The organism is Agarivorans sp. B2Z047 (genome assembly GCF_023373605.1).
Taxonomy (GTDB): domain Bacteria; phylum Pseudomonadota; class Gammaproteobacteria; order Enterobacterales; family Celerinatantimonadaceae; genus Agarivorans; species Agarivorans albus.
The window spans coordinates 4,918,716-4,943,998 of the sequence record NZ_CP088080.1 but is presented as its reverse complement, the minus strand read 5'-3'; the positions used below and the strand labels follow the sequence as shown (position 1 = coordinate 4,943,998).

Annotated in this window: 19 protein-coding genes; 7 read left to right on the top strand and 12 right to left on the bottom strand. The window is 45.6% G+C overall.

The window, feature by feature from the left end:
- Positions 1-260: 260 nt before the first annotated feature.
- The 4 genes from accC to LQZ07_RS22735 all read right to left on the bottom strand — a co-directional run bounded on the left by accC (position 261) and on the right by LQZ07_RS22735 (position 4,075).
- A complete protein-coding gene (gene accC / locus LQZ07_RS22750) occupies positions 261-1,601 on the bottom strand; it encodes an acetyl-CoA carboxylase biotin carboxylase subunit (RefSeq protein WP_016402066.1) in 1,341 nt (446 codons plus the stop codon).
- Between the two features lie 12 nt (positions 1,602-1,613).
- Entirely contained in the window at positions 1,614-2,063 is a 450-nt protein-coding gene (accB, locus tag LQZ07_RS22745; protein WP_152785701.1) for an acetyl-CoA carboxylase biotin carboxyl carrier protein, read from the bottom strand.
- A gap of 36 nt (positions 2,064-2,099) precedes the next feature.
- Positions 2,100-2,546 (bottom strand): type II 3-dehydroquinate dehydratase, encoded by a 447-nt coding sequence (gene aroQ / locus LQZ07_RS22740; RefSeq protein ID WP_152785699.1) that lies wholly within the window; start codon positions 2,544-2,546, stop codon positions 2,100-2,102.
- A 143-nt stretch (positions 2,547-2,689) separates the two neighbouring features.
- On the bottom strand, positions 2,690-4,075 hold the full coding sequence (locus LQZ07_RS22735) for an MATE family efflux transporter (RefSeq protein WP_152785697.1): 1,386 nt from the start codon (positions 4,073-4,075) through the stop codon (positions 2,690-2,692).
- A 142-nt stretch (positions 4,076-4,217) separates the two neighbouring features.
- On the opposite strand from LQZ07_RS22735, the gene LQZ07_RS22730 reads away from it, so the two are divergent.
- The gene (locus LQZ07_RS22730) at positions 4,218-5,060 is read left to right on the top strand and encodes an AraC family transcriptional regulator (RefSeq protein ID WP_152785695.1); all 843 of its coding nucleotides are present in this window, start codon (positions 4,218-4,220) and stop codon (positions 5,058-5,060) included.
- 25 nt (positions 5,061-5,085) lie between these two features.
- Here the strand turns inward: LQZ07_RS22730 and LQZ07_RS22725 are convergent, their stop codons facing one another.
- Positions 5,086-5,736, bottom strand: coding sequence for a TetR/AcrR family transcriptional regulator (locus LQZ07_RS22725; protein WP_152785693.1), 651 nt, complete (start codon positions 5,734-5,736; stop codon positions 5,086-5,088).
- A 182-nt stretch (positions 5,737-5,918) separates the two neighbouring features.
- On the opposite strand from LQZ07_RS22725, the gene LQZ07_RS22720 reads away from it, so the two are divergent.
- Both LQZ07_RS22720 and LQZ07_RS22715 read left to right on the top strand, forming a co-directional pair.
- Positions 5,919-7,142 carry an efflux RND transporter periplasmic adaptor subunit gene (locus LQZ07_RS22720; RefSeq protein ID WP_016402060.1) on the top strand — a complete coding sequence of 408 codons (1,224 nt, stop codon included), beginning with the start codon at positions 5,919-5,921 and terminating at the stop codon, positions 7,140-7,142.
- Between the two features lie 23 nt (positions 7,143-7,165).
- Positions 7,166-10,345, top strand: coding sequence for an efflux RND transporter permease subunit (locus LQZ07_RS22715; protein ID WP_152785691.1), 3,180 nt, complete (start codon positions 7,166-7,168; stop codon positions 10,343-10,345).
- A gap of 60 nt (positions 10,346-10,405) precedes the next feature.
- Here the strand turns inward: LQZ07_RS22715 and LQZ07_RS22710 are convergent, their stop codons facing one another.
- Both LQZ07_RS22710 and acs read right to left on the bottom strand, forming a co-directional pair.
- Positions 10,406-10,768 carry a rhodanese-like domain-containing protein gene (locus tag LQZ07_RS22710; protein ID WP_152785689.1) on the bottom strand — a complete coding sequence of 121 codons (363 nt, stop codon included), beginning with the start codon at positions 10,766-10,768 and terminating at the stop codon, positions 10,406-10,408.
- 201 nt (positions 10,769-10,969) lie between these two features.
- A complete protein-coding gene (acs, locus tag LQZ07_RS22705; RefSeq protein ID WP_152785687.1) occupies positions 10,970-12,922 on the bottom strand; it encodes an acetate--CoA ligase in 1,953 nt (650 codons plus the stop codon).
- 373 nt (positions 12,923-13,295) lie between these two features.
- On the opposite strand from acs, the gene LQZ07_RS22700 reads away from it, so the two are divergent.
- Positions 13,296-13,805, top strand: coding sequence for a hypothetical protein (locus LQZ07_RS22700; RefSeq protein ID WP_152785685.1), 510 nt, complete (start codon positions 13,296-13,298; stop codon positions 13,803-13,805).
- A gap of 122 nt (positions 13,806-13,927) precedes the next feature.
- Here LQZ07_RS22700 and LQZ07_RS22695 read toward each other — a convergent pair whose 3' ends face one another.
- The 3 genes from LQZ07_RS22695 to LQZ07_RS22685 all read right to left on the bottom strand — a co-directional run bounded on the left by LQZ07_RS22695 (position 13,928) and on the right by LQZ07_RS22685 (position 17,343).
- On the bottom strand, positions 13,928-14,740 hold the full coding sequence (locus LQZ07_RS22695) for a family 16 glycosylhydrolase (protein ID WP_152785683.1): 813 nt from the start codon (positions 14,738-14,740) through the stop codon (positions 13,928-13,930).
- Between the two features lie 162 nt (positions 14,741-14,902).
- Positions 14,903-15,535, bottom strand: a complete 633-nt coding sequence (locus tag LQZ07_RS22690; RefSeq protein ID WP_016402053.1) for a 3'-5' exonuclease — start codon at positions 15,533-15,535, stop codon at positions 14,903-14,905.
- 8 nt (positions 15,536-15,543) lie between these two features.
- Positions 15,544-17,343 carry a DUF294 nucleotidyltransferase-like domain-containing protein gene (locus LQZ07_RS22685; RefSeq protein ID WP_152785681.1) on the bottom strand — a complete coding sequence of 600 codons (1,800 nt, stop codon included), beginning with the start codon at positions 17,341-17,343 and terminating at the stop codon, positions 15,544-15,546.
- Between the two features lie 632 nt (positions 17,344-17,975).
- On the opposite strand from LQZ07_RS22685, the gene LQZ07_RS22680 reads away from it, so the two are divergent.
- The 3 genes from LQZ07_RS22680 (at position 17,976) to LQZ07_RS22670 (ending at position 23,789) form a co-directional block, all read left to right on the top strand.
- Entirely contained in the window at positions 17,976-21,497 is a 3,522-nt protein-coding gene (locus LQZ07_RS22680; protein ID WP_152785679.1) for a hybrid sensor histidine kinase/response regulator, read from the top strand.
- Between the two features lie 141 nt (positions 21,498-21,638).
- Complete coding sequence (locus tag LQZ07_RS22675; RefSeq protein WP_152785677.1) at positions 21,639-22,202, top strand: hypothetical protein; 564 nt, start codon at positions 21,639-21,641, stop codon at positions 22,200-22,202.
- 96 nt (positions 22,203-22,298) lie between these two features.
- Complete coding sequence (locus LQZ07_RS22670; protein WP_152785675.1) at positions 22,299-23,789, top strand: phage tail sheath C-terminal domain-containing protein; 1,491 nt, start codon at positions 22,299-22,301, stop codon at positions 23,787-23,789.
- 63 nt (positions 23,790-23,852) lie between these two features.
- Here the strand turns inward: LQZ07_RS22670 and LQZ07_RS22665 are convergent, their stop codons facing one another.
- Complete coding sequence (locus LQZ07_RS22665; RefSeq protein ID WP_227981649.1) at positions 23,853-24,518, bottom strand: response regulator transcription factor; 666 nt, start codon at positions 24,516-24,518, stop codon at positions 23,853-23,855.
- 62 nt (positions 24,519-24,580) lie between these two features.
- Positions 24,581-25,189, bottom strand: a complete 609-nt coding sequence (locus tag LQZ07_RS22660) for a LysE family translocator (protein WP_152785673.1) — start codon at positions 25,187-25,189, stop codon at positions 24,581-24,583.
- Positions 25,190-25,283: the final 94 nt, after the last annotated feature.

Below are 25,283 nucleotides of genomic sequence, written 5' to 3'. Positions count from 1 at the left end.
TCGGGATAAGGAAGTGACGAAAACTCTGCAAGTCAGTACCTAACCTAGCTTCATGTTTCTGGCGAGATAGTTTTGCTTAGTTCAAGGCGAAGCTGCGCGCCAATAGCTAGCCTATTGCAAGTAGCTTCAACACCGAAATAAGTAAAAATAGCTGTTAGAAACCAGTTAATTATCCCGAGCTCAGGTTAAATAGTCTCGCCATACAAAGAAAAAGGCCTTAAGTATTCTTAAGGCCTTTTATAGTTTTAACAGCTCGCGAACTACATACCGAGTTTTTTCTCTAGGTAGTGAATATTTGCACCACCAAACTGGAAGTTCTCGTCTTGCATGATTTTCTCTTGCAGCGGAACGTTGGTTTTAATGCCGTCGATCACCAGCTCAGAAAGGGCGTTCTTCATACGCGCTATGGCAATGTCACGGTTCTCGCCGTAGGTAATTAGTTTACCAATCATCGAGTCATAGTATGGCGGAACTGAGTAACCCGCATATACATGCGAATCCCAACGAATACCCATGCCACCTGGTGGGTGGAAACGGTTAATGCGACCTGGAGATGGGATAAAGGTTTCCGCATCTTCAGCATTAATACGACACTCAATCGCGTGGCCGGTTAACTTCACTTGCTCTTGGCTAAATGACAAAGGTTGTCCAGCAGCAATGCGTAACTGCTCTTTAATCAAGTCGATGCCGGTAACCATTTCAGTTACTGGGTGTTCAACCTGAATACGGGTGTTCATCTCAATGAAGTAGAACTCGCCATTTTCATACAAGAACTCAAAGGTGCCTGCACCGCGGTAGTTAATCTCGATACATGCACGAGTACAGCGTTCACCAATGTTGCGACGCATGTCTTCGGTAATGCCGGGTGCTGGAGCTTCTTCAACCACTTTTTGGTGGCGACGTTGCATTGAGCAGTCACGTTCACCTAAGTGAATAGCGCCACCTTGGCCGTCTGATAATACCTGAACCTCTACGTGGCGAGGATTTTCTAGGTATTTCTCCATATATACGATGTCGTTACCAAAGAAAGAGCCAGCTTCGGTACGGGTTAAATCGATAGAGGTATGTAGCTCGTCTTCACTGTAAACAACACGCATACCACGACCACCACCACCGCCAGCAGCTTTAATGATAATCGGGTAACCAATGCGTTTGGCAATGGCCGCATTTTGTTTTTCATCGCTGCCTAGTGGGCCATCAGAACCCGGTACACAAGGTACACCGGCTTTTTTCATGGCTTTAATCGCTTCAACTTTATCACCCATCATGCGGATGGTTTCAGCTTTAGGACCGATAAAGATAAACCCGCTTTTCTCTACTATTTCAGAGAACTCGGCGTTTTCAGACAAAAAACCATAACCTGGATGAATGGCCACGGCATCGGTAACTTCGGCAGCAGCAATAATGCGCGGAATGTCTAGGTAACTTTCGGTTGCGGCAGGCTTACCAATACAAATTGATTCGTCGGCTAACAATACGTGTTTAAGGTCACGATCGGCTGTTGAGTGCACAGCTACCGTTTTAATGCCTAGCTCTTTACATGCACGTAAAATACGCAGGGCAATTTCACCACGGTTAGCAATAACTACTTTATCTAGCATACAAATGCCTCTTTATTCGATGATGAATAGCGGTTCATCAAACTCAACGGCGTCACCGTCTTCAACCAAAATGGCTTTAATCACGCCAGATTTGTCGGCGTCGATTTGATTCATCATCTTCATGGCTTCAATGATACATAGGGTGTCACCTACGTTAACTTGTTGGCCTTCTTGCACAAACGGTTGCGCTTCTGGAGATGAAGAACGGTAGAAAGTACCTACCATTGGCGATAATAATTGGTGGCCAGAAGCTACTTCGCTAGCAGCTGGAGCAGCAGGTGCGGCGGCTGGAGCAGCAACTGGGGCCGGTGCTGCAACTGGAGCTGGAGCGTATACGGCTTGAGCTGCACCGCTGAAGTTACGGCTGATACGTACCGCCTCTTCACCTTCGGTGATTTCTAGTTCAGCAACACCAGATTCTTCAACTAATTCGATTAATTTTTTAATCTTGCGAATATCCATAAGGGCTCTCTTTATCGTATTAGGTTAATTAAATAGCTATTTCTGCAGCTTGTTTAGCGCTGCAGTTAAAGCAAATTGATATCCTTGACTACCTAAACCACATATCACTCCCTCTGCTTTGTCGGCAAGGTAAGAGTGATGACGGAAGGGTTCACGTGCATGCACGTTAGATAGGTGAATTTCTATAAACGGAATGTTCACACCCAGTAGCGCGTCGCGCAGCGCTACGCTGGTATGAGTAAAAGCCGCAGGGTTGATGATGATGAAATCGATCTCGCCCATGGCTTGATGAATGCGATTAATAAGTTCGCCTTCGACATTGGACTGGAAATCTTGCAGATTTACGCCCAGGTCATTGGCTTGCTGGCGTAGCTGTTCAACAATGTCGTCTAAACTCTGGTGACCGTAAACTTCAGGTTCACGTTTGCCCAGTAAGTTTAGATTTGGACCATTGAGTAACAAAATAGAGAATTTATCAGTCATTTTCGTTGAAAAACCAGCTTAAATTATAGAACTTGTCGATTTCTTAAGATTAGCACATTTATCAAAGATAAATGTGCTATGTCATCGACATTTTCGACAATTATAGGGTTTTCGCAGAAAATGGCAGCATTTTTCTGGTCTAATCAGTTGGTTTCGGCGAGAGGCTCGGTAGTTAGGTTACGTAGCCATTTTTTCTGGTTCATGCGCCAAAAACACAACATAGCTTTAAATACTTCTTCACTTAATGCGATACAGAAGGCGGTGATTAAGCTTACATCGAACACAAAAATGGCAATAGAAGTAAGCATTAAACCTACACCCCATTGGCAGAATGTATCCGACATTAAGCAAAAGCTATTGTCGCCGCCGCTGCGCAAAATACCGTTAATTAGCACCATGTTAAAAATACGTAGCCAAGTAGAGGCTGCCAGCACTAACACTAATTGTTGGGCAAGTTGCAAAGTTTCTGACTCTAAAGCACCAAACAAGTTCAATAAAGGATAGCTCAATAACCAAATAGCTACACCGATACCAATGGCGGCAATAGGGCTAACTAACAAAGCTAAGCGGGCATCTGTCCAAGCCTGTTTGAATTGGTTGGCCCCTAATTTGTTGCCCACCATGATGGAACAAGCACTAGAAAAGCCCATAAAACACGAGATGGCGATACCTTCTATTGGGCTAATTAGGCTCATAGCCGCCAATGCGTTCGTTCCCAATTGACCATACAAGGTGGCAAATACAAATACACCGCTCGACCAAATACTAAAGTTAATCACTAGTGGCACAGCAAGCTTGGCGTATTTGATTAGCTCAGCTTGTTTAAACTGCCAAAAACCAATTAAACATACTTTTAGTAAAGGGTGTTTTTGCCACCAAAGGCTGGACCACAATACAACGAGTTGCAGTAAACGTGCGATAACTGTCGCAACACCTGCGCCTACAATACCCATTGCTGGGATCGAGCCAAAACCAAAAATTAATACTTGGTTAAGCGCGATATTGGCGACCACAGCAAAAACACTAATGTACAGCGGCAGCTTGGTATTGCCGCTAGCACGTAGTGCAGACTCAAACACAATCACTGGCAAGGTGAACAGAATCATCAAGGCGGTTGCGCGAATATAATCGCTGCCAATAGCAACTAAATGCGCATCGCTGCTGCCCCATTGCATAATGGTGCTAGGGCTGAAAAGCATGAAGGCTAAGGTTGCCAGGGTAAAAATAAGTCCAGCATAAAAAGATAAAGCCACAGTGCGGCCAATGGCTGTCCAGTTTTTAGTGCCCCAGTGTTGCGCACTTAAAATGGCGCACGCTGTCGAGAAGCCATTTAAGATTACGATCGCCACAAAGAATGCGCGACCGGCATAACCTACTGCGGCGACTTCGGCATCACCTAAAGTGGCAACCATTAGTACGTCTACTAAGCCTAATAAGCTTAGTAATACTGCTTGTAAAGATATTGGCCAAGCTAGGCGCCAGAACTGCTCTAGCCATGAGCGATTCAAAGTAATAGGAGATGCGTACATAACAACCTCAAAATGTGACTTGCATCAGATAAAAGCTATCTAGTTATAAGTGGTGGTAAATAATTATGGGCGCGATACTATCTTATATATTGGGCTTTCCACATAATTGAAGCTATCAAAAATATGTTCAAAACTATCATTTATGGCTGAGCAACATTGGCAAGATAAGTTCGAGATAGGCCCCGCCTGTGTTGAGCGCTTTTTAACCACCGAACGATTTTCAGAGTTAACTAAATTGCAGATTAACTTATCTGGGGTGTCGTATTTGCGAGGTGAGTACTTTGTTAGCCGCAAAGCTCCACAGGAACACACTTTGTTGTTTTCTATGGCGGGAGCGGGCAGTTTACATACTTCAGAGTTTAGTCAGCGCTTGGGACCAAACGACTTAGTTATTTTGCCTGCTGGGGTTAATTACTCGCTCAGCTTGGCTAGCCACTTTTGGCGGCATAATTGGTTTCAGTTTTCTGCAGACATTAGTTGGTATCGCTTTCCCAAAAATGCCAAAGTGCTGAAGATTAACTCTAGTCAAAATATTGATAAGTGCATGAAGCTGTTATTGGATGAGGAAACTAAAGCGAAGGCAGATCCTCTAGTAGAATCGGCCTTAACCCAACTTATCAAACGCTATTTATTGCAGTTGCTTAAGCCGCTAAAAAATGCCGAGCCAAGCCCATTGCACAAACTAGAGCAGCAATTGCGCTCCTCTTTACACTATCCATGGACAGTAGCCGAGATGGCGCAACGTTTGTCGGTATCGGAAGCACATTGCTATCGCTTGTTTCAGCAAGAATTCAAATGTAGTCCCAAGCAGTATCTAAGCCGTTTACGTTTGGAACATGGCAGCTATTTGCTGCGCGAAAGCCGCTGGTCGATAGACGTGATCGCCAGTCAATTAGGTTACCAAGATGGTTTTGCCTTTGCGCATCGCTTTAAGAAAAGCTTTGGGGTTTCTCCTGGACGTTATCGGCGCAGCTTCAACCAATAACAACTAGTTGGATTGGTGATGAGCCTTATTTACTCATGCTTTGCAAGCTGGCGGCTATTTTTGCACTGCTTACTCGCTTAAAGGTGTCTAAAGTGAGTGAAGCGACTTGCTGCAATTGTTTTTCTGTTGCGCCATTGGTGGAGTGAACATTTAAACCTTGTAACACCGTTGCCAAGTAGTGGGCGAGCGCTTCTGGATCGGCATCGGCGGTGAGATCTTTTTCTTCTTTGGCACGCTCGAAACGCTGTTGTAAGGCAATGCTGCCTTGAGCACGGCGCTCCTGCAACGCTTGTTTAATGGTACTTGCAGACTCACTACACGACAGAGCACCTTGCACAATCACACAGCCTTGCGGTTGCGAGGGATCGCTTAAATTAGCCACTGCACCTTTCAACATGTAATCCACAACGTCGTAAATGGTATCTTGCTCAAGGGCGGGATAGAAATAGGCTTGAGGACGAGATTCGTAAAGCTCTATGGCCTGCAAAAATAACTGTTCTTTATTGCCAAAAGCCGCATACATGCTGGGTTTATTAATACCCATGGCTTGGGTTAAATCATTTAACGATGCCCCTTCGTAGCCTTTTTGCCAAAATACTTCTAAGGCTTTTTCTAGCGCTTGGTTTGCGTCAAAGCTGCGTGGACGACCAATGTGAGAACAGCACTTGGGGGACATTTTTCTACCTCAATTTATCATTAAACTGATCATAGCTAAGCCACTCAGACCTGTCTAGATATTTAAATACCACTTGGTACAAAAAGATCTTGATCTCGATCATACTTCATGATTAATATACCAGCCAGTACAAAACAAAATATCATCCATATATCAACTTATCATCACTTGAGGGAACGAAGATGGCATCAGTTTTTGATCTAACAAAACTCATCGCAGTAAGTGCTTTAAGCATTTTCCTAGTGGCTTGCGGAAAACCGGAAGCTGCGACCAATCAAGCACCTCCACCACCAAGTGTAGATGTAGCCGAAGTATTGCTTGAACGCATTACCGAAACCGATGTGTATACCGGTCGCCTGCAAGCACCACAAACCGTGATGGTGGTGCCGCGAGTATCGGGCTACATCGAACAAGTGCTGTTTAACGAAGGTAGCTTGGTAGAAAAAGGTGAAGTGCTGTTTAAAATCGACAGCCGCATTTTTGCTGCCGAAGTCGCTCGCCTAGAAGCAGAACTACAAAGTGCTAAAAGTAGCTTAGAACTGGCGCGAAAAGGGTACAAGCGGGCCCAAGCCTTGAACAAGCAAAACGCCATTTCTGATGAAATTTTAGATAATCGCTTTTCGGCGCGAGAGCAGGGTGCAGCAGCAGTGGCATCGATTACTGCAGCCTTATCTCGAGCTCGCTTGGATTTAGACTTTACCGAGGTGCGCGCTCCCATTAGCGGCCGAGTGTCTAACGCGCTTATCACCGAAGGTAACTATGTAAACCTTGGCGCTAGCCAGCTTACTCGTATTGTGTCTACCCAGCATATGCATGCCTACTTTGATGTAGATGAGCAAAGCTTTTTGAAATACCAAGAGTTAAGCAACGTATTGCCGCTGCAAGGCGCGCAAGAAACTGTAGCGGTAGTGCAAATGGCTTTGGCTGATGAGCAAATATTTAAGCACCTAGGCCAGATAGACTTTATCGATAATGCCGTAGCCAGCGGCACCGGTACTATCCGTTTACGTGCCAGCTTTGGTAATCCTAGTGGGGAATTACTGCCAGGTATGTTTGCCCGTTTGCAAATAGCAGGAAGTAGTTCTTATCAAGCGGTATTAATTGATGACAAAGCAGTCGGTACCGACCTAAACAACAAGTTTGTATTGGTATTGGACGAAAACAACCAGGTGCAATATCGCCCGGTCGTGTTGGGTGAGCGGATTAATGGCTTGCGGATTGTTTCCCAAGGTTTATCGGGTTCAGAGCGAATTGTGGTTAACGGTATTCAGCGGGTACGGCCGCAAATGCAGGTAACGCCAATTGCCACCGCGATGGCTAGCGAAGAGGTTGTTTCTGCCTTGCGTGAGTCTCAACAGTTACTTGACCAACAACATCAGCAATTAAGCCTTAACGCTAAGTTGTAAGTTCAACAAGGATAGATTCGCCCATGTTTTCTCAGTTTTTTATTAAACGGCCGATTTTTGCGGCCGTTATATCGCTGCTGATGTTTATTGGCGGTGCCATTGCCGTATGGCAATTACCCATTACCGAGTACCCAGAAGTGGTGCCACCAACAGTAGTAGTTACAGCTAACTACCCTGGGGCAAACCCTAAGGTGATTGCCGAAACCGTGGCTTCACCGCTTGAGCAAGAAATTAACGGTGTTGAAGACATGTTGTATATGTCTTCTCAGGCCACCTCTGACGGGCGCATGACGCTGACCGTTACTTTTGCCATTGGCACCGATATCGACCAAGCTCAAACGCAGGTGCAAAGCCGGGTTGATCGCGCCACACCGCGTTTGCCCTTAGAAGTGCAGCGCTTAGGTATTGTGACCGAAAAGTCATCACCAGACCTTACTATGGTGGTTCACCTTAGTTCACCAGAAGATCGCTACGACTTATTGTACCTGTCCAACTATGCGGCGCTTAACGTTAAAGACGAGCTAGCCCGAATTGAAGGTGTGGGTGCTGTGCGTTTGTTTGGTGCGGGTGATTACAGCTTAAGAATTTGGCTAGACCCTAATAAAGTAGCTGCTCTAGGTTTAAATCCAAACCAAATTATCGCTTCGATTAGAGAGCAAAACCAGCAAGCCGCTGCCGGTAGTTTGGGCGCACAGCCTAGCGGTGAGTCTGATTTTCAGATTTTGATCAACGTGAAGGGGCGTTTAAGTACCACCGAAGAGTTTGAGAACATCATCATTAAAGTGGGCGAGCAAGGCGAAGTTAGCCGCTTGCGAGATGTTGCTCGGGTTGAGTTGGGTGCTAGCAGCTATGCATTACGCTCGTTACTCGACAACAAGGATGCAATTGCTATTGGTGTGTTTCAAGCATCTGGCTCGAACGCTATCCAGATCTCTGAAGATGTACGTGCGCGTATGGCCGAGTTAGCGCAAAGCTTTCCAGAAGGTCTAAACTACGACACCGTTTACGACCCAACCGTGTTTGTGCGTGGCTCTATTGAAGCGGTAGTTAAAACCTTGTTTGAAGCGGTACTGCTAGTGGTATTAGTGGTGGTGCTGTTCCTACAAACCTGGCGCGCTTCTATTATTCCATTAGTGGCAGTACCGGTTTCTTTAGTAGGTACCTTTGCCTTTATGCATCTTATGGGCTTCTCGCTCAATGCCTTGTCGTTATTTGGTTTGGTATTAGCCATCGGTATTGTGGTAGATGATGCCATTGTGGTGGTGGAGAACGTGGAGCGAAATATTGCAGAAGGTTTAAGCCCGGTAGCGGCTACCCAGCGCGCCATGAAAGAGGTGACGGGGCCAATTGTGGCAACTACCTTAGTATTGGCGGCAGTGTTTATTCCTACTGCTTTTATGTCTGGCTTAACCGGACAGTTTTACAAGCAGTTTGCTTTAACCATTACTATCTCTACCTTTATTTCAGCGATTAACTCATTAACCTTGAGTCCAGCTTTGTCTGCCTTGCTGCTAAAAGGTCACGACGAACCGAAAGACCGTTTAACTCGCATTATGGACAGCTTGTTTGGCAGGTTTATATTTGCGCCGTTTAATCGCTTATTTAATAAAGGTGCCAATGTATATGGTGGCATCATCAAAAAGACAATTCGCTTGTCGGCCTTGGTTGGCATTATTTATGTGGGTTTATTAGGGCTTACGGCTTATCAATTTGACACCACTCCTACTGGTTATGTGCCAGGGCAAGACAAACAATACTTAGTGGCGTTTGCTCAGTTGCCCGACGCTGCCTCTTTAGAGCGCACCGAAGCGGTAGTGAAAAAAATGTCTGAGATTGCCTTGGCACAACCTGGGGTTGAGCACGCGGTGGCGTTTCCTGGCTTAAGCATTAATGGCTTTACCAACAGTCCAAACAGCGCGATTTTATTTACACCTTTGGCCGATTTTGACCAACGCCAAGACCCAAGTCTTTCGGCCAATGCCATCGCTGGGGCGCTTAACCAACAGTTTGCAGGTATTCAAGAAGCCTTTATTGCGATTTTCCCACCACCACCGGTGCAGGGTTTAGGCACTATTGGTGGCTTTAGATTGCAGATCCAAGACCGCGCAAGCCTTGGTTATGAAGAGTTAGCCAATGTCACCATGCAAGTCATGCAAAAAGCCTGGGCAACACCATCACTTACTGGCATTTTCTCTAGTTACCAAGTAAATGTGCCGCAGCTTGATTTGGATTTGGATAGAACCAAAGCCATGCAACAAGGGGTGGCGATAGATGAAGTATTTTCTACCTTGCAAGCTTACATGGGTTCAACCTATGTAAATGACTTTAATAAGTTTGGCAGAACCTATCAGGTGAATATTCAAGCCGATGAGTCCTTTAGGCAATCGCCAGAACAAATTAGCCAGCTAAAGGTGAGAAATGCCGATGGTGCGATGATCCCCTTAGGCTCCTTTGTTGATGTCTCTTATGTGGCGGGTCCAGATCGAGTGATGCACTACAACGGTTATACCACTGCCGAGATCAATGGTGGGCCAGCGCCGGGTTATAGCTCCGGTGAAGCGCAGGCTGCCATCGAGCAGATTTTGGCGGAAACTTTGCCCATCGGCATGACCTTTGAGTGGACCGAGCTTACCTATCAACAAAAGCTGTCGGGTAATACTGCAATGCTGATTTATCCCTTGGTGATTATTTTGGTATTCATGGTGTTAGCTGCTCAGTACGAGAGCTTGCGTTTGCCAATGGCGATTATTTTAATCATTCCTATGACCTTGTTATCGGCCATTAGTGGGGTATTGCTTTGGGGCGGAGACAACAACATCTTCACTCAAATTGGTTTGATCGTATTGGTAGGCTTGGCTACCAAGAATGCCATTTTAATTGTCGAGTTTGCTAAGGAATTACAAGACCAAGGTCGCACAGTAATGGAAGCGGTATTAGAGGCTTCACGCTTACGTTTACGGCCAATTCTAATGACCTCTATCGCCTTTATTATGGGGGTTGTGCCAATGGTGTTTTCTACTGGTGAAGGCGCAGAGATGCGTCAAGCGATGGGGGTGGCGGTGTTCTCTGGCATGATTGGGGTTACCATTTTTGGTTTGCTACTTACCCCACTGTTTTACTACTTGCTGGCAAAACGTAATCCAAAAACCAGTGAGCAAGCCGAGCCGCTGGCGCTAGACGCTGATATATTGGCTGCCAAGTAACACAGACAGTGGCAATTACTCTAAAGCGCCGTTACAGATAATGTAGCGGCGTTTTTGTAATCAATGGCTTTTTGAGGCGAGCATTTCTTTTAAGCCGCCACCGTTTACCACCTGCTGGTAACCCATAGCTTGTAATACTTGTAAGGCGTAACCAGAACGATTACCCGAACGACAATAAACCACGATAGGCTGGCTTTTATCTTTGGTGATGGCGGTGATCTGCTGGGCAATCACGGTGTGCGGAATGTTATGTGCGTTACTCAAGTGCCCTTGGCTAAACTCTCCTTCGCTGCGAACATCAATGAGTATCGCGTGTTGCTGCTCTACACTTTGCCAAGCAAGGTCAGAGCGCTCTGAAGCGTGGGCTTGAGACAATAGACCTATAAAACTGCAAAGCACTAGGCTTTTAAATACATTAATCATCTTCTTCTCATCCTTGTTCAGAGGCTAGCGTGGTGATGTGAAATTGCTTAATAGTGTATCGGTAATCGATGACGAAATTCTTGATCTGGTTAAACGATTTTTTAAGCTTGCTGTTAACTTTTGGATACAGATTGGTACCAAGTTGCATTATTTTTGGACAGAAAAAAGCCGCTAACTAAAGCGGCTTTTTGGTTTTAGCAATTAAGCAGCATTCGATTTTTCTTCTATCAGCTTATCAACCACAGATGGATCCGCTAGGGTCGAGGTATCACCTAGAGAGTCGGTCTCGTTGGTGGCAATCTTACGTAAAATGCGGCGCATAATTTTGCCTGAACGGGTTTTAGGTAAAGCCTCAGCCCAGTGTAAAATGTCCGGCGTGGCAATTGGGCCAATTTCTTTACGTACCCAGGCTTTCACTTCCTTATGTAGCTCGGCGCTAGCCTCTTCACCGGCATTAAGGGTGATGTAAGCATATATGCCTTGGCCTTTAATTTCATGAGGAACACCTACCACGGCAGCCTCTGAAATTTTAGGGTGGGCAACCAGTGCGCTTTCAATTTCGGCGGTACCCATGCGGTGGCCACTTACATTGAGTACGTCATCTACGCGACCAGTAATCCAGAAGTAGCCGTCTTCATCGCGGCGTGCACCGTCTCCGGTGGTGTAGGTTCCAGGGAAGGTTGAAAAGTAGGTTTGCTCAAAACGCTCGTGGTCACCATAAACGGTGCGCATTTGTCCTGGCCAGCTGTCTTTAATAATCAAATTACCTTCGGCAGCGCCTTCTAGCTCATGACCTTCGTTATCTACTAAGGCTGGCTGCACGCCAAAGAATGGGCGAGTCGCAGAACCAGGTTTAAGTGCGGTTGCTCCTGGTAGTGGAGTAATTAAAATACCGCCGGTTTCGGTTTGCCACCAAGTGTCGACAATTGGACAACGCTCGTCACCAATGGTGCGGTAATACCATTCCCACGCTTCCGGGTTAATCGGTTCACCTACCGAGCCCATAATTCGCAGGCTACTGCGGCTGGTACCTTGCACGGCAGCATCACCTTGCGCCATTAGGGCGCGAATAGCGGTTGGAGCAGTGTATAAAATGGTCACTTGGTGTTTGTCACATACTTCGCTCATACGTGCTGAGGTAGGGTAGTTAGGCACACCTTCAAACAAGATGGTGGTTGCACCATTGGCTAATGGCCCGTATACCAAGTAACTGTGGCCAGTAATCCAACCGACATCGGCGGTACACCAGTAAATATCGCCTGGGTGATAATCGAATACATACTTAAAGGTCATTGTGGCGTAAAGCAGGTAACCGCCCGTGGTATGTAATACGCCTTTAGGTTTGCCGGTAGAGCCAGAGGTATAAAGGATGAACAGCGGGTCTTCGGCATTCATTGGTTCTGGTGGGCAATCGGCAGCTTGTTTTTCGGTAATGTCGTGCCACCATACATCGCGGTTGGCATTCCAGTTTACTTCACCGCCGGTACGTTTCAGTACTACAACACTTTTAACAAACTCACAGTCTGGATTTTCTAAGGCTTGGTCTACGTTGGCTTTAAGTGGTACGCCACGCCCGCCGCGAACACCTTCATCGGCAGTAATCACGTATTTAGAATTTGAATCAATAATGCGACCCGCTAGTGCTTCCGGAGAGAAGCCGCCAAATACAATCGAGTGCACGGCGCCAATACGGGTACAAGCCAACATGGCCACAGCTGCTTCTGGTACCATTGGCATGTACAAACATACTACTTCACCTTTTTTAACGCCTTGCTGTTTAAGCGCGTTAGAGAACTTACAAACTTGTTGGTACAGTTCGTTGTAAGTGAGTTTGCTGTCTTCTTCTGGGTTGTCGCCTTCCCAAATAATTGCTACCTCGTCACCGCGCTCTTGAAGATGACGGTCAATACAGTTGGCACTTACGTTTAGCAGGCCATCTTCAAACCATTTGATGCTCACATGACCAGGGTCGTATGAGGTGTTTTTTACTTTAGTATAAGGCTGGATCCAATCGAGTAACTCGCTACCGTGCTTCCCCCAAAACTGATCAGGCTGGGTGATAGATTCTTGATACATATCTAGATATTGCTGATCGTTTAGTAAGCAGTTGTCTGCAATGTTAGCTTTAACGGGGTACAGCTTTTGTTCACTCATCTTCCTCTCCTTGCTTCCTCGATGTGAGGCGGGATATCGTCATTGACGTCTCGGATTTTAATCTAGACTCGCACTGACACAGGTTGTCGACAATTAGACTTTTGGTTAATTATTTGTGAAGAATAGTAAAATGCTTTATTAGTCAAAGTGATTTTTTATGTTGCGCGATGAAACTGAGAGGCGGCTCACGGCCTGTGTTGGATTAATTTGCGAGCTAAAGCAACACTTCCTAATTAACGCTATTTTGCTTTGGTGGTTTTTGCAGCTAAGGGAGATAACTTTAGCTGTTAGTTTCGCTTAAAGGCCTTCGTTTAATAACTTGTTCAAGAGCGGGTACATTTGGGTTTTTTAATAAACTCAAATGGGAAACACTATGAAAAAACTTCTCGTCATTGCCATGGTAATGGTGACCAGCGCGTGCTCAAGTATGGCCGACCGTTATGATCCAGATGTACATAATTCTGATGAAAGTGCGGTTCAGGTGACACGAGCAGTGGTTCTTAGTGTTAAGCAGGTAAGAGTAAAACCCTCTGATATAGATAAACAAGGCCTACATACCGGACTCGCTGTCGCGACCGCTGGCGGTCTTATGGCTGGTGCTGGGCGTAGTGAAAACGCACGTGATGCGGGAGCGGCATTAGCGGTAATTGGCTTAGTGGGGGCGGCAATTGAAGCCAACAATAATAAAGAGATAGAGGCTTTTCAGTACTTGGTGGAGTCTAACTCAGGTGAGGTGATGGAAATAACTCAAGCCGATGAAGTGGCTTTGAAGACCAACTCAAAGGTTATGATTACTCGCTACAATACCGGCAGAATTAAACTCACTGTTGATAACACTCAAGGTGAGGTGTTCGATAGAACTAGTGAAACTCAATATAACTAAGCTGAGCTAGCCAGAAACATGACACTAGATTAAGTACTTGGGGGCAAAGTCTTCCTTATCCCGAGTTGAGGTTAACTAGTTTTTAAAGAATCCCAGCTAGGTGGCTGGGATTCTTGATTGAGTTACTCGCTGTAGTTTAAATCCATGCCTTCGGCGCTTAGGCTAAGTACTAGCTTACCGTTAACTATATTGGCATTGTTCGGTGAGAAGGTGACTAAGTTTGATTCAAAGCCCCAATCGCCTTTGCCCCAGCGCTTTTGGTCAAAGTTGTCAAAATCGTCACGCCAAGTTAAGGCAAACTCTCCGTTATCTTGGTATTCGTGATACTCAATCCAATCTACAACTTGGTGAAGTGGCAAACTACTGGCTTTAAAGCGACCTACCCAGCCAATGGCTTCCGAAATCCAAATGTTCATGCGATAGCTTTGTGGAATGTCGCGCATGGCGATAACTTGCTTTGAATTTTCGGCGGTGTCGTGACGGATTGTTTCGCCATCTACATCCCAAATAATCTCGTTTGGTGTCCAGGTAATGGCGTATTCAACAAACTCTTCTAGCTGTGGAACTTTGTGTTTCTTTTCGCTGTGTTTGCGTTTATTGGCTTGGCCAGTGATGAGGTTGGTTTGCAGCTGATGAGGCGTTTTACCAATGGCTTCGAAGTCTATTTCGCTCCACGGAATGCCATTGCCTTGCCAAGATTCGTTGTCGTAAGTGAAAAACGACGAAACTACCCCGGGCTCAGACACTAACTTCATGCGAACCACAAATTTGCCGTATAGCACTTTGTCGTTGCTGTAAACTTCGGCGCCAAATAGCGGCGTTTTACTGCTGTTTAGCGCACCGGTTTGAGCCAAGGTATCTTGGTTTGGCTGCTCAGCAAAGGCAGAGTAAGAGACTGAACTAGCAAGTAAAACTAATAGGGCGAGTTTTTTCATTTAACCTTCCAAACTGGAGAAAACTAGGGCTAATGTAGCCTTAAAATATGCTTAGAACTAGCGGCTTTTCTTGGCAAATCACAGAGCTGTGATTAAGCGCTTATAGCTTAATTGAACGATGAAATCCCATTCATACTAGCGTTTATTTTATCAACAGGGGGGTTAAGCTGATATGGCTTGAGGCAGCGCACTGGTTGGCCTTGGGCCCAGTTGTAAACGCAAATAGATCATCGCTGCAGTTATCGCGTCGTCAATCGCTTGATGGCGGCCAGATAGCGGAATACCTAAACTTTGACAAATATGCACTAAGTCTTGATTGGGGCTTATACCCACGTGGTCTACATGTACTTTGTCGGCAAACATTCGACCTACATCGATGAGTGGATTCACTAATTTGAAACCATAACGTTGTTTGCAATGGCGATTTAAAATTCGTTGGTCGTAGCCAATGTTGTAACCCACGATTGGCCGGGCGCCAATAAACTGCAGCAGTTTCGGCAAAGCCTCTTCGATGCTGCAGGCTTGGGCTAAATCACTGTGGCGAAGGCGGTGCACTTTAATTGAGTCGCCAGCAAGTTTATCGGTAGCGCGAATTTTTATATCAAAACACTGGCTGGCCAAAATACGATTTTCACTGATGATGACCGCACCCATTGAGACAATGTCGGCCAGTTTGGTGTCTAAGCTGGTGGTTTCTAAATCTAATGCTACGTATTCTTTACCGCGATAAGGGGCAAACAACGTGGCGAACTCGCTGTCTTTATATTTTCGTTGGTAAAGCAAACGCTGCAACATTAAACCGCCTAGTAATCGCGAATATTAAAGTGTAGCGCTAATAGCTGCTTAAACTTTTTCACTACGTGTAAGCCATGGCGTAATAAATCTCGCTGACTGTGATTGAGCTTGTCTAGCTTAAGCACGTGATAGTCTTGGCCCTCTTCAGCCGGGAATAGCTGTTGAATACGCAGTTTAAAAAACAGCAATAGTGCTTCTTTAAGGTTAGCTGCACTGTCTTCGTCTATCACTTTTAATGAGGCGAGCTGTTCTATGCGCTCTAAGGTATTGGTCGCGCTAATTGCATGTTCTAAGGCTAGGGCGCGCACCCCATGCACAATAGGAAAAATCCCGCCTTTCTTGATATCTAAACCTGCTTGTTTGGATTTAATATTGCCAAACATGGTGAGTGGGGTATGAAACTTTAAGGCTGGCTGGGCAAAAAACGCCAAGGTAACGCTGCGATTAGCCATTTGTGCCATTAGATCTTTGCGTAATCTACGTAGTAGGCTTTTATTACCCGCAATGGCGTGGGCATCTAATACTATGGCGAGGTTCATCATGGCATCGCCGTGGCCGGTTTCTATCCAATTGGCAATGGTTTTACTCCATTGGCTTTGTTGCTGCACCCATTCTGGGTTGTTAACCATAATGTTGCCGGGGCAAGGCGGATAACCTAACTCGAGCAGGTATTCGCTAAACTGATTTAGCTGCTGTTGTCGCTCTGGCCAATCGTAACCATCTTCGATGACTAAGCCGTTATCTTGGTCGGTTTTAACGATTTGCTCGCCGCGACCTTCACTGCCCATCACCATTAAACATATGTGGTTGTGATGTTGGTGAGGGATGCTTAGTTCAAACACCCGGCTAATGATTTGCTCATTCATGGTAGCTAGCAACTTCATAATAAATAAGGTGCGAATGCCATTATTGCAGAGGTTTTCTACCAGTTTATTGAGGGTGTGTGCCGCTTCGCTGAGTTCTTCAATACTTGAGGCGCGAGCAATGCGTAAAGCCAATACGTGAGAGTGGGTAGAAAACAAACTAAGCAGATGCGCCATCTCCAGTATGCCAATGATCTTTTGCTGGTCTTTTACTACCACGCGCTCGATGCTGTTGCGCGTCATTAACAGCATGGCGTTAAACAAAAAATCGCCTTTGTTCACACTGATTAAGTTGAAGTTGGCTAGCTGGCAAACCGGAGTATCGAGAGATTGCTGCACCAGTACTGCGGCATGGAGTAAGTCGGTACCAGTTAGCATGCCAAAGCAGCCGTCGTGATTGACCAGTAATGACTCCAGCTTTTGCTCGCGCATAATTAGGGTGGCTTGCTGCAGCGAGGTCTCTCCTTCAATGACCACTGCGGGTTGTACGTTGCGTTCATCAATGGTGGTGAGGATGAATTCCGCCAAGTTCTTATTGCCTTCGCGAGACTCTACCAGTTGGTGACGGGTGGCTAAGTCGCGCTGAAAATAGTCGCCAAAATCGCTGTTTTCACTTACTAAGCGGCGGAAGATTTGGCTAGGCAGAGCGTAACAAAGGGTTTCTTCTAGGGCGATGTAGTCATGTTTTGCATAGCCGCCAAATTGCGAGCGTACATCAAACCAGTCTTCTAGCGTGTAGTGGGCAAATACCTCATCATTATTGTCGGCGCGCTCTTCAACTTGGCCTTTAATAATAATGAACAAACTGGAGGCTTGTGCGCCCGCTGTAACTATTTTTTGCTGGCTTTGAAAGTAGTGAATGTCTAGATTGCTAGACACCAGTTCACGCTGCTTGGGCTCAAGCTGATCAAAGGGCGGGTGCTGAAAATTAAAGTCGGTACTCATTGCCTCACCTAGTCGTGTTTAACTCAGGTATTTATCGGCATTTAGCATGATATTTTTTGCTTAGCGAACCTAGACGACTTTAGTCTAAACGGGGCCTTAAGCGGATTTTGGTAGCCAGAAATTACTGTTTTTGTTAAGTCTAAATTCCCTGCTTTCCTAGGGGCTGTTGATCTTTGGTGTTGAAATTTTGTTCGAAATAAGCGGGCTTTAATCGCGGCGAGCACTTAGAATCCTATTGGGCTAAGCTAGAAGTGCTTAACAAAGAGTAAAGTTCGCTTACCCGAACCCTTCGGGCAGCATTTCTTAGCCATTTACTCAGCGTTAGCGAGTGATTATTAAGCCCACTTAACTGCTCACTCACTGCCTTGCCTAAATGGCTAATAAACTGCTGCAAAAACCATCAGCAAAGATCTACAGACCCTAGTAATAGTTTGATAACTCTTTGTATTAATCACAGTTATCGACAATCTTTTTTGCTAGCGTAAGCTAAGTGAACGAGCTGCAGATAAAATGAGCAGTAAATCAATGTTTGTAGGCAGATAGAAAATGGATGTTGTTCTAGTTGCTGATAGTGAAGGCTGGCTTAAGCCTTGTATTGAGTGAGTTAGTGATCACAAGGATAGAAAGAATAGATGCAAATAGTAAGTGAGGGCTGGTTAGTTATCCCGCTGTCGTTGGCGTACTTGGGTTTGCTATTTGTGATCGCCTATTTTACCGATCAAAATGCCAGTGCCCGTTTGCGCTGGCAACCGGCTTTTTATAGCTTTTCTATTGCTGTTTATTGTACCTCGTGGACCTTTTACGGCACCGTGGGCCAAGCCAGCGAGAACTTCTTATCTTTTATTCCCATTTACCTTGGTCCGGTATTGCTATTTCTGTTTGGTTGGAAACTACTCGCTAGAGTGGTGTTAATCGCTAAACGCGAACATATCACAACCATTGCCGACTTTATCGCAGCACGTTATGGCAAGTCACAAACCTTAGCAGTAGTTATTTCGCTTATTTGTATTATTGGTGTTTTGCCGTATATCGCATTGCAATTACGCGCCATTGTGATGGGTTTAGACTTGTTTGGCGGCGATGCAATGCGTGAAGCCGTGGGCAAAGGCAGTAGCTCGCAAATCGCCTTGTTTGTGAGTATCGCCTTGGCGATATTCACCATGTTATTTGGCACTCGCCATATTGATGCCACTGAACATCACCGTGGGGTGATTGTAGCGATTGCTTTTGAGTCGCTGGTTAAGCTGGTGGCCTTTGTTTGTGTGGGATTGCTGGCGGTATCGATACTTTGGGATTTGCCGCTTAGCGCTCAGCAAGCGGTAAGTGAGTCCTTTAGCTTTAAATGGCAAGAGATCAGCGTTGCTGATGTGACCGATTTAGTTATTGCCACCTTGTTAGCAATGTCGGCAGTTATTTGTTTACCCCGCCAATTTCATGTAACTGTGGTAGAAAACAACCAAGTTAATGATTTAAAAACCGCGCGTTGGCTATTTCCTGCCTATTTGGTGTTGCTGGCGATTTTTGTATTACCCATCGCTTTTGCTGGTGATGTTTTATTGCCAGCGAATACGCCCGCCGATAACTATGTGATTAGTTTACCGCTTGCGGCAGGGCATGATTGGTTAGGCATGGTGGCATTTTTAGGTGGAACCTCCGCCGCCAGTGGCATGGTGGTGGTGTCTACCATTGCTTTAGCCATTATGGTTAGCAATGACCTAGTGTTACCACTGCTGCTAAAACAAGGCGGTTTGAGCCGTCGCAATTTTGCTCAGTTTAGCGAACTACTGCTTAATGTCCGTCGCACCACCATTTTGGTGATTCTGTTGCTAGCTTGGGGCACCTTCTTGATGTTGGGCGAGCTAACAAACCTTGCTGACATTGGCTTCTTATCTTTTGCTGCAATCGCTCAATTAGCGATTCCACTTATCTTTGGTTTGTACTGGCGAGAAGGCAATCGAACCGGCGTTTATGCTGGTTTGTTAGTGGGCATGAGCTTATGGCTACTCAATTTACTCAATATGACTGATGGCCTAAATCCCTTGATTTTTAACCAATGGATTGCCGATTGGCTGACTGCACCGCAACTTGCTGGTCACGCGCTGATCTCCAATGAAAACTGGGGGATTGTGCTTAGTTTGTTGGGTAACCTGTTGGCATATTTATTGGTGTCTAAGTTATCTAGCCCAGCCGTTTCCGAATGGTTGCAAGCCAGTAACTTTGTTGGCCAAACTGGTAAAAGTGATGACGCCGGTGCTCTATATCAATCGAAGGTGAGTGTAGAAGAGCTTCACATGCTGGCATCACGCTTTTTGGGGACTCAACGCATTAGCGAGGCATTTGGTAAGTATGCGAGCTCTCGTGATCTGGACCTTAGCCCTAATCAACAAGCACCGGTGGAACTGATTGCCGAAACGGAACGCATGTTAGGTGGGGTATTTGGCTCTTCGTCGGCGCGTTTAGTGCTGGGTTCTGCCCTGCAAGGTAAGCAAGTTCAACTTGAAGAGTTTGCCTCGATTGCCGAAGAAGCCTCGGAGCTGCTGCAGTTTAATAAACATCTGTTACAAGGTGCCATTGAGCACATTGATCAAGGCATGGCCATTGTAGATAAAGAGTTGAAATTGGTGTCGTGGAACCGACGTTATACCGAGCTATTTGATTTTCCTAATGGCATGATTGCGGTAGGCAGGCCGATTGAAGAGCTGATTCGCCATAATGCTATTAATGGCTTATGTGGTCCGGGTGATATTGAAGAACACGTAGAACGTAGGGTAGAGCATTTACGCCGTGGCAATAGCCACACCTCTTCACGGATCAGACGTGATGGTCGGGTGATTCAAGTGCAAGGTAACCCGATGCCAAATGGTGGCTATGTTATGACCTTTAGTGACATTACCACCTTTCGCCAAGCAGAAGACATGCTCAAGCAAGCTAACGAAATTCTTGAGGCGCGCGTTGCTCAGCGTACTCAACAGCTATCGTCTATTAACCAACAATTAGTGCATGCTACTCATGCAGCAGAGCAAGCTAACCAATCTAAAACGCGCTTTTTGGCGGCGGTAAGCCACGACCTTATGCAGCCGTTAAATGCCGCTAAGCTATTTGCTGGCTCTTTGCTTGAAGCTGACTTAGAAAACGACACCAAGTTTTTGGCTGCGAGCATCGATAAGTCGCTGTATTCTGCCGAGGAAATTATTAGTGATTTGCTGGATATTTCACGCCTTGAATCAGGCCGTGTGGTGGTGAGTAAAGAGCAATTTGAAATAGGCCATTTGCTTGACCATATTCATGCCGAATTTATCCCCTTAGCCCAGCAACAAGCGGTGGAGCTTAAGTTACATACCAGCAAGCTTACTGTAAGCAGTGATAGCAAATTATTACGCCGCATTTTGCAGAACTTTCTTACCAATGCATTACGTTATAACCCTAAAGGTAAGGTTTTATTGGGGGCGCGTCGCAAAGGCAATAGCTTACGTTTAGAAGTATGGGATAACGGCCCTGGAATTGAGCAAAGTAAACAGCAGCAAATTTTTGAAGAGTTTCAACAGTTACAAAAGTCTGGCCGGGCTCGAGAAGAAGGCTTAGGTTTAGGTTTAGCAATTGCCCAAGGCTTTGCCGAGTTATTGGAAATTCCCATTGGTGTTGAGTCGGTACTTGGCAAAGGCTCGGTATTTTACGTTACCGTGCCTGTGGTTGAAGCAGCCAATATCTATAAAACTAAGCAATTAGAAGGTGCTCCCATTAGCACTACCCAAGGTGCAAAAGTACTTTGTATTGATAATGAGCCCGACATTCTGGCAGGCATGGAAAGTCTGCTAAGCCGTTGGGGTTACGAAGTGATTTGCTGTGAAGATGCTGATACCGCTGCAGAGGTAATAGAGGGCGGTTGGGTGCCAGAATTAATTCTTAGTGATTATCATCTCGACTATGACAAAACCGGTTTAGAAGCGCTGCAGCGCCTAATTCATCAAGGCCAACTCTCTTGTCATGGCATTGTTATTAGCGCTGATAGGCAAACTGATCTAATCGACCGTGTACGCGCTCAAGGCTTTGCCTACTTAAGCAAACCACTGCGTCCATTGCGTTTGAAAAAACTCTGCCAGCAGCTGCTTAATAGCCAAAAAGGCGCTAATGATTGGCTAAAGCCGAGCTCTTAAGTGGACAGAATGGTTGATGTTTTAACGCGTACTTGAACAACAATAGTCTTACGATGTCGCTAATTTTTCATTTCTATAAACGGGAGGGGTAGCTTGATTAGGTGGGGAGTAAATAGTTTTCTTAGCACTAATATGCGGCTGATGGCCAATTGGAATGGCAGTGCTTGGCAGGTGTTCGATTGTTTTATAGTGGCTAAACCTAAAACCTTACCCGCTCCAACTTGTAAGCTATCTCCAACCGGCAGTTGGCAAATTTTTGAAACTGCTGAAAGAACCTTGTATTTGTCTTTGGTTAATCGAGAGTTGCTAGTTAGTTGGGCAGAACTAATCCCATTGATGGCTGAATATAGTAAAGGTTTTGTGCAAACGATGCTCCGCCAAGAAGTCCAGAAGCTAGTATTAGAGGCAGAGAGTCACCCTCAAGAAGTAAAACGAGCGCGCCAATTGGGAATTAATGTTCATCAACTCTGGTGGTTGCAAGCGCTGGATCAGTATCCAGAAGAGCTGAGTTATCACAGTAAAACAAGCTCACATATAGCTGAATGGCGATGTGAGCAGCTCGAACCAGCATTTGCTAAGCCACTAGTGAGCCGTGATCTGCGTGCTCTTACTAAGCTCGGGTGGTTGTCGTTTGATGGAGAACGTTATCATCGTACCAGCAAACTTATCCCTCCGGCTGCAGAGCATGTGACTAAAGTGTTTTGAGTATGCGTAGTTTTCTTGGTTTGTTATACCTATCTCGACGCAGCAAAGAAGATCAAAGCCTCAGAAATACTAGTGGATCTATAAGAGGAAAACGGCATGAGAAACATAAAAACTCCCGGTGTGTATATTGTTGAAAAAAATGCGTTTCCAAATTCAGTCGTGGAGGTAGCAACTGCAGTACCGGCATTTATCGGCTATACCCAAACCGCTAGTAAAAATAACAAGTCAGTACTAAACAAACCTATTCGGATAAGCTCGATGGCTGAGTTTCAAAGTGTTTTTGGTTTTGGAGCTAGATTGCAGTTTGATTTTGCACAAGCCGCTGACGCTGCAAGCGCAGATATGTCTTTAGATGACAAGCACTATACAGTTGCAGCAAGCGGCAATAAGTATCGTTTGTACCAAAGTATGCAGATGTTTTTCTTAAACGGTGGTGGTCCTTGCTACATCGTATCAGTTGGTGATTACACGACAGACTTGGCTAAAGACGCAATGTTAGCTGGCATTACTGCCTTAGTTGAAGAGCAAGAGCCTACCCTGGTGGTGATTCCCGATGCAGTCAGTCTTGCTGCTGCCGATTGTTACACGGTGCAGCAGCAAATGCTGATGCATTGTGGCAGTAAAATGCGCAGCCGTATTGCACTGTTAGATGTTCATAACGGTTTTCAAGACGAAGAAGACAGTGTGGCAGCGTTTAGAGCTGGAATATCAAATAAAGAGATTGGTGATTTTGGCGCAGTGTATTTCCCATGGCTCAACAGCACTTTGTTTAGTCATTCAGATGTTCACTTCGGCTTCTTAAGTGACGAAGGTAAAGCGGTATTGCAAGCGGCTATAAACGCAGAGCTTGGTGCACCTGATGCCTCGTCAGTTATAGGTAAAATGTTGGCAGGACTTACTGCTACCGAAACGGGTGATGACGATCCTACTCCCGAAGTTATTGATAAAGGCTTACGTGCATCCTGTATTACTTACCCAGCACTTGTTAAAGAAATTTGCAGTCAACTCAATTTGCTGCCTCCATCTGGCGCGATAGCCGGTTTGTATGCCATGACCGACAATATGCAAGGTGTATGGAAAGCGCCTGCGAATATTGAAGTAGTTGGCGTCACTTCACCCGCTTTGATAGTTTCCGTTGAAGAGCAAGAAAGCTTAAACGCAGATGGCAATGGTAAATCGATAAATGCGATTCGCTCATTTACCGGTCAGGGAACCTTAGTTTGGGGGGCTCGAACTCTGGATGGTAATAGTTTGGATTACCGTTACGTTAATGTGCGCCGCACCATGATTATGCTCGAACAATCGCTAAAACTAGCGGCTAAAGCATATGTATTTGAGCCAAACGATGCGCGAACATGGGTCACAGTTAAAAGCATGATTTCTAACTTCCTTACAGGAATCTGGAACCAAGGAGGCTTAGCTGGAACGGCGCCAGCAGAAGCCTTTAGCGTGCAAGTTGGTTTAGGTGAAACCATGACCAGTGAGGATATTCTTGAAGGGATTTTAAAGATTACGGTACTTGTTGCGATCACTCGCCCTGCCGAATTTATTGAAATTACTTTCCAGCAGCAAATGCAAAAATCTTAAGCTTAATTTATTGCCTAAAACACTAAGCCCGACCAGCGGGCTTTCTAATTTTTCAGAAGCTTTTTAAATCTCGTTATCTTCTGGGCTTGGCTCTAGCTCTAATTGTTGCAAGGCGATTACTGCTTGGGTGCGGTTTTTCACGTTAAGTTTGCGGAAAATCGCAGTAACGTGGGCCTTAATGGTGGCCTCCGATACATTTAGCTCGTAGGCAATTTGCTTGTTTAGCAGGCCTTCGTTAAGCATTACTAATACTTTGTATTGCTGAGGGGTAAGGCTGGCTAAGCGTTCGGCTAGAGGATCTTCCTCAGCTTGAGCGCTAAAGCTTATGCCTTCTGGGAACCAGTCGTCGCCTTCAATAATGTGTTGAATGGCGGCAACCAATTGTTGTAGCGGGGTCGATTTAGGAATAAAACCGGTTGCGCCAAGCTGCTTGGCTTTTTGCACTACGCTTACTTCCTCGCTGGCCGAGATCACCACAATCGGTAGCTCTGGGTATTGACCGCGCAAATGGGTAAATGCCGAGAAGCCATTAGCGCCGGGCATCTTCAAATCTAATAGTAGTAGGTCGGGTTCGCGCTCTAGTTCGAGCAGTTTAAGTAGGTCGTTAACATTCTCAGCTTCTAGTAACTGAGCATCGGGAACGGCAGTTTGTACTGCCTGCTGAAGAGCACTACGAAACAAGGGGTGGTCGTCAGCGATAATGATCTTGTAGGTATCTTCCATAACCATGATTCATCTGCCTTTTTTTTGACCATAGCACCAAGCCCTGCGGGTTTCAATTTGCAGAGGGCTTAACTGTGAAGGCCGAGCAAAGTTCCCATTCCAAGTAGGGTTGTGCCGCTAAATCTATTCACCCATTGTTGGTAGCGCTGTAGCTGAATTTGCACTTTATGATGCGACAAAATGCGCACCAATAGGTACCACAGTAATGCGGTTTCTAGTAACAAAGCAGCCCCGAGTATCAGCTTTTCGCTGAGTAGTGTTTCACTACCAATAAACTGACTAAATACGCTTACTACAAAAACCAAAATCTTTGGGTTGAGTAGGTTACAAGCAATGCCGCTTAGCACCACTTTTTTAGCGCGCTTAGGTTTGCCTTGGCTGGCGAGTTCCATCAGCTCGGAGCGACTAAACAAGGTTCTTAAGCCTAGGAATACCAAAAAGCCTGCACCGCCCCAACGCAATACTTCAAACAATAAAGGCGATTGTTTAATGATGATAGATAAGCCGCCAATGGCTAGCGCGATATGGATACTAAAGCCTAGCAATACGCCCACTACACACAATGCTGCTTGGCGCTTTCCGCTGCTGGCATGGCGCAATACCATTACCATGTCTGGGCCAGGGCTTAACATGCCTAATAAATTGATTAATAAAAGTGCGCTTAATGCTTCTAACACGCGTTCATCCCTGAAAAGTATTGAGATTTAAAACTGCGGCTAGTGTAGAAGTTGCTACTACTTATAAAAATGGAATTATAGATATTTTAAGTAT